This is a genomic window from Bacillus sp. SRB3LM (assembly GCF_015712745.1).
Taxonomy (GTDB): domain Bacteria; phylum Bacillota; class Bacilli; order Bacillales; family Bacillaceae_G; genus Bacillus_A; species Bacillus_A thuringiensis_K.
In genome coordinates this window covers 373,586-385,737 of record NZ_VWVQ01000103.1, presented here as the reverse complement: position 1 = coordinate 385,737, position 12,152 = coordinate 373,586, and the positions used below count along the sequence as shown (strand labels likewise).

Here is a 12,152-nt window from a genome sequence, read left to right as displayed (position 1 = left end):
GTAGGGGGAGGATTTAGATGCAGCAACCAACGAATGAGAAATTACATCGCACGATGAAGAGTAGACATTTATTTATGATCGCACTTGGTGGTGTAATCGGAACTGGTTTTTTCTTAGGTTCAGGTTACACTATTAATCAGGCTGGACCAGGGGGAGCCATCCTTTCATATTTAGTAGGCGGATTTATTATGTATTTAACAATGCTTTGTCTTGGAGAGTTAACGGTAGCGATGCCGGTTTCAGGATCTTTCCAAAAGTATGCAACGAAGTTTATTGGACCAGGAACGGGCTTTATGATTGGCTGGTTATACTGGCTTGGCTGGGCAGTAACAGTGGGTCTAGAATTAACGTCAATAGGTTTAATGATGAAAAGATGGTTTCCAAATGTTGATGTTTGGGTATGGTGCCTTGTATTCGGTGTTATTTTATATGCTTCAAACGCAATTTCGGCAAAAAGTTATGCTGAATTAGAATTTTGGTTTTCTAGTATTAAAGTAATTACAATCCTTGCATTTGTCGTTCTTGGTGGTAGTGCATTATTAGGATTTATATCATATGACGGAAAAGAAGCAGCACCTCTTTTCTCTAACTTTGTAAGCGATGGTGGACTTTTCCCGAATGGACTAGCTGCCGTACTACTTACAATGATTACAGTTAACTTCTCATTCCAAGGAACAGAGTTAATCGGAATTGCAGCGGGAGAAAGTGAAAATCCAGAAAAAACAATTCCACGTGCGATCCGTAATACAGTATGGCGCATTATGTTATTCTTCATTTTAACGATGACAATTTTAGTAGGATTAATTTCTTGGAAAGAAGCAGGCGTAATTGAAAGTCCATTCGTAGTCGTATTTGATAAAATTGGTATTCCATACGCAGCTGATATTATGAACTTCGTTATTATTACTGCGTTATTATCTGTAGCGAACTCTGGATTATATGCAGCGACACGTATACTATGGTCACTTGCAAATGAGGGAATGGCACCAACTTCCTTCCAGAAAGTAAATAAGCGTGGTATTCCAATTACAGCGCTAGTCGTAACGATTGCGGTAGCAGGTCTTTCTTTATTCACAAGTTTCCTTGCAGAAGATACAGTATACATGTACTTATTATCTATAGCTGGTTTATCAGCTGTTTCAAGTTGGATCATTATTGCTCTATCGCAACTTCGCTTTAGAAGTCAGTATATAAAAGGCGGAGGAAAGTTAGAGGACTTAAAGTATAGAACACCACTATACCCAATTGTTCCAATTTTAGCTTTAATTACAAATAGTATCGTTGTTATTAGTTTAGCATTTATTCCTGAACAAAGAATGGCGTTATACTGTGGTATTCCATTTATCATTTTCTGCTATATATATTATTATATTAGTAAGAAACGGCAGAAACCGATGAAAGTGGAGATGGAAAAAACAAATGAAACTAACAATCAAACACGATGATATAGAAGCAGATTTATCGTATGATCAATTAGCGATTGGAAAAGAAAACGGGTATTCACCGTTACAATTACTCGTTTCTTCTATCGCAGGGTGTAGTGCAATTGTCTTTCGAACGATTTTAGAAAAGAAACGTATTACATATGATACGTTTACAATCGAAACTGAAATTGGTAGAAGTGAAGCTTTATCGAAGCCAGTTGAAAGTGTTCATTTGCACTATAAAATTAAAGCAGAAAACATTACAGAAGAGCAGCTGGACAAGGCGCTGCAGCTTGCAGTGAAAAATTGTACGATTGTTCAATCTGTAAAAGATAGTATAAAGGTTACGGAAACAATTGAGCTAATAAAGTGAAACATAAAAACGTGAGAGCCGTATTCTCACGTTTTTATGTTTTTAGAAAGAGGGGAAAGTGTAGTGGACTGTTTAGGTTGTAAATTAGCAAACGAAGAGGAAAAAATATATAAAGTATATGAAGATGATTATGTAACTTGCTTTTTAGATCATGCGCCTTTCTACCCAGGACATACTTTAATTGTGCCAAAGCAGCATGTTGTAGAAGTAGACGAATTAGATGACGTTGTAGCAAAATCTATTATGGATGCTTCTAAGCTTATTGCAAAAGCGATTAAGATAGTATATAAACCTGACGGAGTTACAGTTTGTCAAAATGGTGGAGTATTTAACGAGTTAACACATTATCACATGCATGTCGTACCAAGATATAAAGAGCGCTCATTTGCTGAGTTTTATACGGTGCAACCAGAGGAAAAGAAGAATCATAACTTGGAAGAGACAAAGAATTTGTTAAAAGAAGCGATAGAGCATATGCTGCTTACTGAAAAGGCGTAAGAGGGATATTCCTAGGGAAACAGTCAAGAAAATTCTAATATTAAAAAGCCCAATTTCTCAGTTAAAATAGAGAAATTGGGCTTTTGTTTATTTTATTATTAAATTTTATTTATAAATAGATTTTGTAGTGTCACAAAGTATATGGCTCATTCGTTATATAGAGTGAGAGGAGGAATTATATGAAAGTTACAAACAACGATTATGAAAAGATGGAAGAGCTATACGAGTTGTACGAACAAAAAATTTATTACGTAGCTTATTCTATTTTAAATAATATTCAGCAGGCAGAAGATGCAGTTCAAGAGACGTTTATTACTCTTTATAAGAACTTGGAAAAGCTCCATAACTTGGCTACTCAAGAGCTTAAACGTTACATTTTGAGGGTCGCGAAAAACAAGGCAATTGATAGTTACCGGAAAAATAAACGACATGAAACATTTTTAGAAGAATATGAAAGAGAATCAGTAGAGGCAGTAGATAAAAATATTGAAGAGTGGGAAAAACGTAAAATGTCTGAGCTTCAAATTGATGCATTGCTAAAAGAGTTAAATGAATCTAACAGACAGGTGTTTAAGTACAAAGTCTTCTATAACTTAACGTATCAAGAAATTTCAAGTGTTATGGGGATAACGGCGGCAAATGTCCGCAAGCAGTTTGAACGCGCTCGAAAACGAGTCCAAAATATGATAGGAGGTATACAACATGACGAATTCAAAGAACTCCAAAGAAATATATGAACTTGCTGAAAAAATTGCTTTAGATGATTTTGATAAACTTGAAGAACAACATGAATTTTCACATACATATACGCGCAAAAAGAAATTGTTTATGGAGGAAATGAAGCTGCAAGATGGACAACCGCTGAAAAAGTGTAAAAGACATCGTATGTTAATCGCTGCTGCTTGCTTATTGATCGGCATGCCGACAACCGTTTTTGGAGCAGTAAAAGTCTATAATATGATCGTTCAAAAACAAAATTATGAAGTAAATATTTCAGTAACAAATAAGGACTCGAAAAAGGCTGATAAGTGGTATAAGCTGAAAATCGATAAATTACCAGAAAATATGGAAGCAATTGATGACTCTGCTATGAAATATTCCTTTAAAGATAACTACGCAATGGGTGGATTTTCATTCGTTCTTTGGAGAGTAGGAGGGAATTCAGATTTTCCAACCCTGTACTCGAAAAATTATGAAGAAAAAGAGATAAATGGTAAGAAGGCAGTAATTGTCCATAGAGAAAATGGTAATAAAGATTTAATGTTTAATAGAGTAATTTTTCTCTATTTTGAGGAAGAAGGAATTATGTTACAAAGTTATATTGGAAATGATATAAACGAAGAACAAATGATAGATGTGCTAGGGAGCATTTCACTTGAGCCCACGTCAAAAGAAAAGTCATCATATATAAGCGATTATGATAAAAAGTATTTTAGCCAAGAAAGTAAAACAACTAAGGTAATTCCTTTGAAGAAGGATAGCAAACGACTATTTCATATAGGGCAAAAGGTTCCAGTAACGATATCTATGGATAACAGTCAAATTGAATATGTGATAGAAAAAGTTGAAGCCTTTGATTCAATCAAAGATTTTAAACAAGAGAACTTTAATGAAATGGGCTTAGGAATACTAAGCAGGAATCAAGCTTTGGATCAAGCTTTGGATCAAGCTGGACAATTGATACCATATAGAAGGGATAAATATAAAACTGGAAATGGTAAAGATTCAATTGATCAATTAGTAGAATCAAAATTAATTCATCCTAAATTTGTCTACCTGACAACAACAGTGAAAAATATAGGTAAACAGGCGACAGAAGAAATCTATATGACTCCATCTATAAAAGTTCTTGAAGATAAAGGAAATGCATGGCAGTATGCTGGGAAAGATGGAATCGCAGACAAAAATATTATGACAGGCGAAGTTGATTATTTAGAGCCTCATGGAGATGGAAAAAGTTTTTACAATATTGGCAGTATCACACCAGGAGAAACGGTAAAAGTTAATTTAGGTTATTTTGTAGATGAAGATAAATTAGATTCAATCTTTTTGGATGCTTTCAATTACAGAGGGATTGGTGACACTGAAAATATGAATTCGAAAAATCGTTGGTGGTTTGATATTCGTCAATCGTAAACATAATAAAAACAACTAGATTAAAAAGCTGCTTATATTTAGCAGCTTTTTTCGTCTCCATACATATGTAAAACTTCTTTCGCACGCATACGTAAACCATCTATCAATTCTATCGGTTCTAAAACTTTTGCATCTTTTCCGAGTCTATAAAATAAAGGGGTAATAAAATTGATTTCTCCTTTATCAATTGTTGAATGTATATATCCTGTCCCGTTTTCGTTTGTTACAACGAATTCTTCAAGGTAAGGCACGCTTTTACATTGGCGTACGCCTTCTGTTGACAGTAAAACATGTAACTGAGTAGGATTATGTACTACGTGAGAGTTAGAGGCAAACCACTCTTCTAAATTCATGAATGTATCTTCATTTTCTTCCGTTGATAATATAGAAAGAATACGATCGACGCGATACAGTAATGTTTTTTCTACATTAAAATCATAAGCAGGTAAATACCATAAACCATCATGCGCATATACACCGATAGGATGAACGTGTTTTGTTTTGATCCTTGATTTAGATTCGTATTGAAAGTGTAAATTTTTATTTTCAATAGCCGCTGTTAACACTTCGTTTAAAAGTGGTGTCTCAATTGTTCTTTTCGGATTCCAAAAGGCGATATAAGAACGTATTTTGTCAACTTTAGCTTTCGCATCATGTTGTAGGGAGCTATATAGTTTATGTGTAACGGAATTTATTTCTGTGTTAAAAGGCAAGTCTCTGTAGTAGCTTAAAGATTGAAAGGCAAAAAAGATGGAGACTGCTTCTTCTTCGGTAAATAAAATAGGTGGAATTACTCTATTCGTTAATACTTTATATCCTCCGTTGCGACCTTGTTCAGCGTAAATGGGTAATCCCATATCACTTAAATCTAAAATGTATCTATGGACAGTACGAACAGAAATATTAAATTCATCAGCTATTTCTTGCGCTGTAAATGCTTTTTTCGCAGAAGCAAATATAAGAATATCTAATAAGCGTTTAGCTTTTGACAAATGTATCACCTTTTTTCTTTTTAAACATGACATAAATTGTCGTGTTTTATTGTTAGTATATTGTTTACAGCATAATGTTATCAAGATGAGATGTAAGGAGGAAAAAATATGTCACGTGAAATAGTTTTATTTATTGCGGCGAGCTTAGATGGATATATTGCGAAAGAAGATGATGATTTACAGTGGTTAATGGAAACCGAAGGGGAGGGAGATAACGGTTATACAGAAATGTACGAAACGATTGATACAATAATTCTGGGAAAAAGAACGTACGATTATGTAGTAGAGCATATAGAACCATTCCCGTATTTAGATAAAAAATGTTATGTTTTTTCTAACTCAGAAAAAGGTTCAAACGAACACGTGGAGTTTGTAAATGAAGATGTAGTGGAGTTTACAAAAAGGTTGAAAGAGCAAGAAGGATCTAAAATATGGATGGTCGGTGGAGGGAGTCTCTTAAGAGAGTTCTTTAAGAATAATCTAATTGATGAATATGTTGTTACGATTACACCTCACATATTAGGTTCTGGAGTTCCGTTATTTCAAGACAAGAACCCGGAAATTAATTTAACTTTAACGGATACGAAACGTTTTGGGCAATTTGTAAATTTATATTATAAAGTAAAGTGATAAAAAAACACGACTATTGATGATAGTCGTGTTTCTTTATGGATGGTAATGAAACTATAAAGCAAGACCCGTAATCGATTTCGCTCGTTACAGTAATATTTCCGCCGTGTAGTTCTACAATTTCTTTTACGATAGATAGTCCTAAACCAGTTCCGCCTGTAGATCGTGATCTCGCTTTATCAACTCGATAAAAGCGGTCGAAAATGTGAGGGAGATCTTCAGGAGGAATACCTTCGCCTTCATCTTCAATTGTAATAGAAATACTTTTATGTTCTTCTGTAACAGAAATGTTTATATGAGAATGTTCTTTTGAATGTCTATAAGCGTTATTTAAAATGTTCACCACAACTTGTTCAAATCGTTGTTCATCTAAGTTTACTAGCAGTGTAGGAGGACAAGAGAAAGAAACTTTAATGTATCTTTCTTTATATATGGCATTTACTTTTTCGGCTATGCGAGTTAGGAAGGTGTGTAAATGTACTTCCTTTACTTGAATAGAAAAGTTATGTTGTTCCATTTGTGCAAGTGAAAATAAATCTTGAACTAAGTTTGTAATGTAATCAGACTCATCTTTTATAATTGATAAATATCGCAAACGTTGTTCAGAAGGGGTGCTTTCTTTTGAAGCAATGTCAGCATAACCTCTTACGTATGTTAACGGTGTTCGTAATTCGTGAGCAACACTTGCTAGAAATTCACTTCGCTCTGTTTTCATATAATGTAAATCATTTGCGAGCGTTTGAATAGATGATGCTAGTTCACCAATTTCATCATTTCGAGTAGTCGTTAACGAAACTGATAAATCGCCTTTACTCATTTTTTCAGTGGCATGTTTCATGTGTAACAATGGTTTTGTTAACAACCGTGATAAGAGAAAGATAGTGATGGCTGTTAATAGAAACGTAATGACGCCGGCAATAATGAATTGTCTTGTTAGCCCATTCACCATCTCTTCAATGGATTCTGTCCCAAGAAACATGTACACATAGCCTTCATGTTTTCCATCTACTACAATGGGACTAACTGTACATATATAATTAGATGTTTTCCAATGATTCTCTATAATTGCGCCTTCATGATCTGTCCGTGTTTGCATCTTTTTAATATGCTTTTTTATAGTAGTATTTATTTCGTTGGATTTAGCTAGTACATCCTTATTTGCATTTGTAATAACAACAGTCGTTTCGGCTTCGGATTCCATTAGTGCAACATGGGAGATTGTTTGCTTATCAAAATACTTTTCAAGCACATCTCTGTGACTATTTCCGCGCTTTAATAAAGCTGTCATTTCTTCATTTACTCTATTGTTGACAAGGCTATAATAAAGCAAGACAAATAGAACACTTTCGATTAAAAGTGTAACAATTAAAAAATAAAATCCGAGTTGAATAGATATTCGCTTCATCGTTTTGCTCCTTAATCTAAAGTATCAATCCACCGATACCCGACTCCATAAACTGTTTTTAAATGGTGATCAATAGGGAAATTTACTTTTCGTAATTTATCACGTAAATTACGAATATGTGAATCGACTGTGCGATCTTCTGTATTTGTGTTTAACCCCCAAATTCGTTCGATGAGCTGATCACGGTTTAATACGTAGTTCACATGGCGTAAAAATAATCCGAGTAAAGAAAATTCAATTGGTGTGAGAAGGAGTTCTTCATTATGGACAGAAACGAAGTGTTTTGTTTCATCCCATACAATACCGTGATATTGGATTTGTTTATGTTCATTTGTACGTCTTAAAACAGCTTCAATTCTTGCGAAAAGTTCCTCCTCATGGAAAGGTTTCGTTACGTAATCATCGGCTCCAAGTTTTAATCCTTGAACGACATCTACTGTTTGATCACGAGCTGTAACCATAATAATAGGAATGTTACTAAAAGATCGGATTTTTTTGCACGTTTCCCATCCGTCCATCTTTGGCATCATAATATCGAGTAAAACAAATTTAAAGTTTCGATTTTCTATATGTAAAATAGCTTCTTCTCCTGAAGTCGCACATACGCAGTTATATCCAATTGGGGTAAGATAAAGCGTTAATAATGGTTCTGGTGCAAAATTTTTAAAATATTTGAAAACGATCTTCCCAACTTGGTCATACTGGTACTACGACTTTAAAAAAGGTGCGTGATTAGTATGGAAAAAGAAAATATGTTTAAGTGGAAACATTATCAACCGGATATTATTTTGTTAACGATACGTTGGTACCTGCGGTACAATCTTAGCTTTCGCGATTTGGTGGAAATGATGGAGGAAAGGGGTTTATCCCTTTCTCATACAACGATTATGCGTTGGGTTCATCAGTATGGGCCAGAGTTAAATGAGCGTATTCGAAAACATTTGAAGCCAACAAATGATTCCTGGAGAGTGGATGAAACATATCTAAAAATCAAAGGAAAGAAAATGTATTTATATCGTGCGGTGGATTCCGAAGGAAACACAATTGATTTTTACTTAAGTCAGAGACGAAATGCAAAAGCTGCCAAACGTTTTCTAAAGAAAGCTTTGGCAGCTTGTCATGCGAAAAAACCTCGTACAATTACGGCCGATGGCGATAAAGCTTACCCAGTTGCGATATGGAAATTAAAAGAAGACAAGTACCTACCACACGATATTCCACTTCGTGTGAAAAAATATTTAAATAACATCATTGAACAGGACCATCGGTTTATCAAAAAACGCATCCGAAATATGCTTGGATTAAAATCATACCAAACAGCTAGAAAAATGATAGACGGAATAGAAGCTATGTATATGATCAAAAAAGGACAAACTTATCAAGGGGCGAGGTCTGTCCAAAAACAGAATATCTTTATTAATCAACTGTTTGGATTAACAGCATAAAAAAGATTCCGGTAGGAATCCTAGCTTTTTGTTTCATTTATCATTTATTTGCACCAGAACCAGAAATACCAGGTACAATTAGACAAGCGCGTCGGTATCGTATACGGAAAAATGGAGAAGAATTGTTTGGACATTATAGAAAGAAACATCCGAAATTATTTGATAAACAAAAGTTATACACGTATGAAGAGTTGAAATATCGAGCGGTGAACTATTGTTCGTCTCATTTGGTGATTCATCTCTAATCCAGATAGGTCACTATGTATGCATTATGTTCTGAAAAACAGATAAAACGTCTATTTTTTGTGAAGAATAAAAAACGACTGCTCAGATTTATTTTTAACGAAAGAAGACAATCAAGAGAATACATTTCTATGTAAAAAACGTTAAACGCAATTAAGAAAAAACAAGCTGATTATGCAGGGCTATATGTATGTTTAAGTAGTAATGCAAATAATTTCACGTATCATTCGGTATAATAACCAATTATCACCACCAAATATTCATCAAGGGTTGCGTCCTCTCTTCCGTATCCGCTACAATAGAGATAGAATACACACAAAGAAAGGTGACTCACGCTATGAATCAACCTTTAGTCAATTTACGAGTCGATTTTGCTTTCAAGCAATTATTTGGTGTACAAGGTCAAGAGGAATTACTGATTTCTTTTTTAAATGCAATTTTGCATGAATCCTTATCTACACCGATTGTATCCTTAAAAATTGAAGACCCACATTTACATAAAGAATACGAAGAAGATAAATTATCCATACTAGATATATTAGCTACACTTCAAGATGAGACCAAGGTAAATGTGGAAATCCAGTTACGAAATACACAAGAGATAGTAAAACGTTCCCTGTATTATTGGAGTAAACTGTATACATCTCAATTAGAGCAAGGAATGCCCTACCGTTCTTTACGTAAAACGATTGCGATTAATCTATTAGATTTTGATCTCTTTCCTCAATATGATGATATGCATACAGTCGGACAATTTTGGAGTCAACAACACAAGGAAGTGTTACTCGAAGATTTGGAAATCCATTTCATTGAAATTCCGAAATTGCTACAGCAATGGAGAGAAGAAAAAATTAATCCGTGGGAAAATGAATTCGCTCGTTGGTTACTTTTACTACCAGCGCATGAAGATGAACATTTAACCCACACGTTGGAGGATATAGCCATGAAACAAGATCCAATGTTACAGAAGGCAATCCACAAATGGGAAAATATGAGTCAGAGTAGCTCTTTCCGTCTCGCATATGAAGCACGGGAAAAAGTGTTATTTGATGAACAAGCGAAATTAGCACATGCACGTGAGGTTGGTATAGAAGAAGGTATGGAAAAAGGAAAACAAGTAGGGAAAGAAGAAGGGCTTCAAGAGGGTATAGAAAAAGGGAAAATCCAACTTATTCGAGGCATGCATAAAAATGGCATGGATATCGAAGATATTGCGAAGTTTACGAATATGGAACTGTCGGAAATACGCCATATTTTAGACAAGTAAAGTGTACCGTACACTTTGTAACAAGGTTAGATGATTCTTTAGGGCCATCTGAACTTGAAGAACTAATATCGAAAAATAAAACGAATATTCAGAAAACACAGACCGGATGAATCCAGTTATGTTATAATTAGCGTAACCGATATACTGTACTACCTTTTGCTCCCTGATTTATATAACAAGTCAGGGAGCTTTTCGTATGCTTCCTGTTCTACGATTCTATTTTCAGCAGATTCCCATATAAAAGTAATATATTGAAAGTACTGGGGTTTTCGGTATGTGACGACTATTATTTCTCCATCACAAAAGATTCAATTGTTACATTTTTAAAGGTAAACTTATATTATTTTAGTATGTCATAGAAATTGTTTCTTTTCAAATTATTCTCCATGTGAATATTGATTTGCATATTCTACATAACGCTTTACTGATAAATGAGAAAGGAATCCAGTTTTTTTATGACTTCCTCTGTAGACATGTTTCTTTCTAGACAGCGTAGAATATAGGTATTCCGTAAGTGCTGTGCTGAAATTCCTTTTCTCAGTTGCGCTCTGGCTACTTCTAATCGAATCATCTTTTGTACAGCAATGGCTGTTAGTGCTTTCGGAGCATCATTGTCATACACCCAACGAAATGTCTCTCGTTTAAAATCAAATGTAACCAATAACGAATCTGTACTGTGATATCTAGGACGAACTAGTTCAGGTATCGTTTTATAGTACGTAAATAAACATATTTTATCCTCTTCCTTTAACATGATCCTTCTCTCTTTCCCTTTGTTATGTAAAACAGTAATCCTGTTTTTCCAAAGTGCACCTGTTGCATCTGTAACGATACGAGTTCTTGTAGTGTGAGCCCATAATCCAAAAGAAGTGATAGGATGGATACATTTCGATCTAGGAGAAGCGGTCGAATGGAAAGTTGTTCTTCTGACAATCCTTCAGAAGAAGTAAGAATGTTTTTCAACTTTTTCTCTTCTTCCTTCGTAATAAAGGGTTCTGGTGCAAACACAGTGGAATATGAAAAAAGAAAAAGATTCCTAGCGGAATTGAATGTTATGCTGTTAAATTGAACAGATCATTAATAAGATATATCTGTCTGTGGACAGGCTTCTCCCCTTGGAGAGTTTGTCCTTTTTTGATCATATGCATCGCTTCTATTCCAGCAATCATTTTTGTAGCTGTTTGTAATGATTTCAATCCAAGCATACTCCGAATCCGCTTTTTGATAAACCTGTGGTCTTGTTCAATGATATCGGGCTGATAATGTTTCCATTTAAATAAGTTTTCTGGTCCCATACTGATCACACCCCTTTTTGAAGCGTTAGTACCAGTATAGCCAAGTTTGAAAAACACATTTCAAACATTTTAGGATTCTTGCACCAGAACCAAAAATATTGAAGAGGGATTTATGGATATAAAAGAATACAAGTGTGGCTTAAAGCCACATATAACCTTCATTTGAGTTGTAAGCACATTCAAAGTCTGATGAGTAAATTAGGAAAAAACGACCTTATTACGAAAAAAGAGGTGTATGAGATTTCAGATAACTATTTAAATAGAGACTCTCAAGCTTCAAGACCAAATGAGAAATGGAGTAGTTTGTATGTATAACAGCTATTTCAATTACATAAAACATGCGATATTTAGACGAATCGTCTTATTCAGCAGTGTTTACTGAAGAGAGTAATTCTTTCCTTTTTAAATAAAAAATGAGACATGCTTGTTTAAAAAACTTGTATA

12 protein-coding genes and 3 pseudogenes are annotated in these 12,152 nt (G+C 34.5%); 10 read left to right on the top strand and 5 right to left on the bottom strand.

The window, feature by feature from the left end; all coding sequences use genetic code 11:
• Positions 1-17: 17 nt before the first annotated feature.
• The 5 genes from F3I02_RS29145 (at position 18) to F3I02_RS29125 (ending at position 4,431) form a co-directional block, all read left to right on the top strand.
• A complete protein-coding gene (locus tag F3I02_RS29145) occupies positions 18-1,445 on the top strand; it encodes an amino acid permease (protein WP_001187097.1) in 1,428 nt (475 codons plus the stop codon).
• A complete protein-coding gene (locus F3I02_RS29140) occupies positions 1,420-1,797 on the top strand; it encodes an OsmC family protein (RefSeq protein ID WP_000778819.1) in 378 nt (125 codons plus the stop codon). The genes F3I02_RS29145 and F3I02_RS29140 overlap by 26 nt, the downstream gene beginning before the upstream one ends.
• 63 nt (positions 1,798-1,860) lie before the next feature.
• Entirely contained in the window at positions 1,861-2,295 is a 435-nt protein-coding gene (locus F3I02_RS29135; protein ID WP_061883775.1) for an HIT family protein, read from the top strand.
• A 179-nt stretch (positions 2,296-2,474) separates the two neighbouring features.
• On the top strand, positions 2,475-3,032 hold the full coding sequence (locus tag F3I02_RS29130; RefSeq protein WP_196478672.1) for an RNA polymerase sigma factor: 558 nt from the start codon (positions 2,475-2,477) through the stop codon (positions 3,030-3,032).
• Positions 2,998-4,431 carry a DUF4367 domain-containing protein gene (locus F3I02_RS29125; protein WP_196478671.1) on the top strand — a complete coding sequence of 478 codons (1,434 nt, stop codon included), beginning with the start codon at positions 2,998-3,000 and terminating at the stop codon, positions 4,429-4,431. Before F3I02_RS29130 ends, F3I02_RS29125 begins: the two co-directional genes overlap by 35 nt.
• 38 nt (positions 4,432-4,469) lie before the next feature.
• On the opposite strand, the gene F3I02_RS29120 is transcribed toward F3I02_RS29125, so the two are convergent.
• Positions 4,470-5,456, bottom strand: coding sequence for a helix-turn-helix transcriptional regulator (locus F3I02_RS29120; RefSeq protein WP_003299997.1), 987 nt, complete (start codon positions 5,454-5,456; stop codon positions 4,470-4,472).
• A gap of 75 nt (positions 5,457-5,531) precedes the next feature.
• Between F3I02_RS29120 and F3I02_RS29115 the strand changes: the two genes are divergently transcribed.
• Positions 5,532-6,053 (top strand): dihydrofolate reductase family protein, encoded by a 522-nt coding sequence (locus tag F3I02_RS29115; protein WP_196478670.1) that lies wholly within the window; start codon positions 5,532-5,534, stop codon positions 6,051-6,053.
• 13 nt (positions 6,054-6,066) lie between these two features.
• On the opposite strand, the gene F3I02_RS29110 is transcribed toward F3I02_RS29115, so the two are convergent.
• Positions 6,067-7,458, bottom strand: coding sequence for a sensor histidine kinase (locus tag F3I02_RS29110; protein WP_196478669.1), 1,392 nt, complete (start codon positions 7,456-7,458; stop codon positions 6,067-6,069).
• Positions 7,459-7,469: 11 nt separating this feature from the next.
• Positions 7,470-8,141 carry a response regulator transcription factor gene (locus F3I02_RS29105; protein ID WP_196478793.1) on the bottom strand — a complete coding sequence of 224 codons (672 nt, stop codon included), beginning with the start codon at positions 8,139-8,141 and terminating at the stop codon, positions 7,470-7,472.
• Positions 8,142-8,195: 54 nt separating this feature from the next.
• Between F3I02_RS29105 and F3I02_RS29100 the strand changes: the two genes are divergently transcribed.
• The 3 genes and pseudogenes from F3I02_RS29100 to F3I02_RS29095 all read left to right on the top strand — a co-directional run bounded on the left by F3I02_RS29100 (position 8,196) and on the right by F3I02_RS29095 (position 10,413).
• Positions 8,196-8,903, top strand: coding sequence for an IS6 family transposase (locus F3I02_RS29100; RefSeq protein WP_196478272.1), 708 nt, complete (start codon positions 8,196-8,198; stop codon positions 8,901-8,903).
• Between the two features lie 47 nt (positions 8,904-8,950).
• Positions 8,951-9,148 (top strand): annotated as a pseudogene (locus F3I02_RS34230) (hypothetical protein); the annotation flags it as partial.
• Positions 9,149-9,483: 335 nt separating this feature from the next.
• Positions 9,484-10,413 (top strand): Rpn family recombination-promoting nuclease/putative transposase, encoded by a 930-nt coding sequence (locus tag F3I02_RS29095; RefSeq protein WP_050845592.1) that lies wholly within the window; start codon positions 9,484-9,486, stop codon positions 10,411-10,413.
• A 377-nt stretch (positions 10,414-10,790) separates the two neighbouring features.
• Here the strand turns inward: F3I02_RS29095 and F3I02_RS29090 are convergent.
• A pseudogene (locus F3I02_RS29090) lies at positions 10,791-11,409 on the bottom strand (tyrosine-type recombinase/integrase); the annotation flags it as partial.
• Between the two features lie 56 nt (positions 11,410-11,465).
• Positions 11,466-11,660, bottom strand: a pseudogene (locus F3I02_RS29085) (DDE-type integrase/transposase/recombinase); the annotation flags it as partial.
• A gap of 156 nt (positions 11,661-11,816) precedes the next feature.
• On the opposite strand from F3I02_RS29085, the gene F3I02_RS35195 reads away from it, so the two are divergent.
• Positions 11,817-12,023 carry a hypothetical protein gene (locus F3I02_RS35195; protein ID WP_483862131.1) on the top strand — a complete coding sequence of 69 codons (207 nt, stop codon included), beginning with the start codon at positions 11,817-11,819 and terminating at the stop codon, positions 12,021-12,023.
• Positions 12,024-12,152 lie beyond the last annotated feature (129 nt).

What these genes read in the sequence shown, in the direction of transcription:
- F3I02_RS29115 (WP_196478670.1), top strand. Translation starts at nt 5,532, where the DNA reads ATGTCACGTGAAATAGTTTTATTTATTGCGGCGAGCTTAGATGGATAT.
- F3I02_RS29100 (WP_196478272.1), top strand. Translation starts at nt 8,196, where the DNA reads ATGGAAAAAGAAAATATGTTTAAGTGGAAACATTATCAACCGGATATT.
- F3I02_RS29145 (WP_001187097.1), top strand. Translation starts at nt 18, where the DNA reads ATGCAGCAACCAACGAATGAGAAATTACATCGCACGATGAAGAGTAGA.
- F3I02_RS29140 (WP_000778819.1), top strand. Translation starts at nt 1,420, where the DNA reads ATGAAACTAACAATCAAACACGATGATATAGAAGCAGATTTATCGTAT.
- F3I02_RS29110 (WP_196478669.1), bottom strand. Translation starts at nt 7,458, where the DNA reads ATGAAGCGAATATCTATTCAACTCGGATTTTATTTTTTAATTGTTACA.
- F3I02_RS29130 (WP_196478672.1), top strand. Translation starts at nt 2,475, where the DNA reads ATGAAAGTTACAAACAACGATTATGAAAAGATGGAAGAGCTATACGAG.
- F3I02_RS29120 (WP_003299997.1), bottom strand. Translation starts at nt 5,456, where the DNA reads ATGTCATGTTTAAAAAGAAAAAAGGTGATACATTTGTCAAAAGCTAAA.
- F3I02_RS29095 (WP_050845592.1), top strand. Translation starts at nt 9,484, where the DNA reads ATGAATCAACCTTTAGTCAATTTACGAGTCGATTTTGCTTTCAAGCAA.
- F3I02_RS29125 (WP_196478671.1), top strand. Translation starts at nt 2,998, where the DNA reads ATGACGAATTCAAAGAACTCCAAAGAAATATATGAACTTGCTGAAAAA.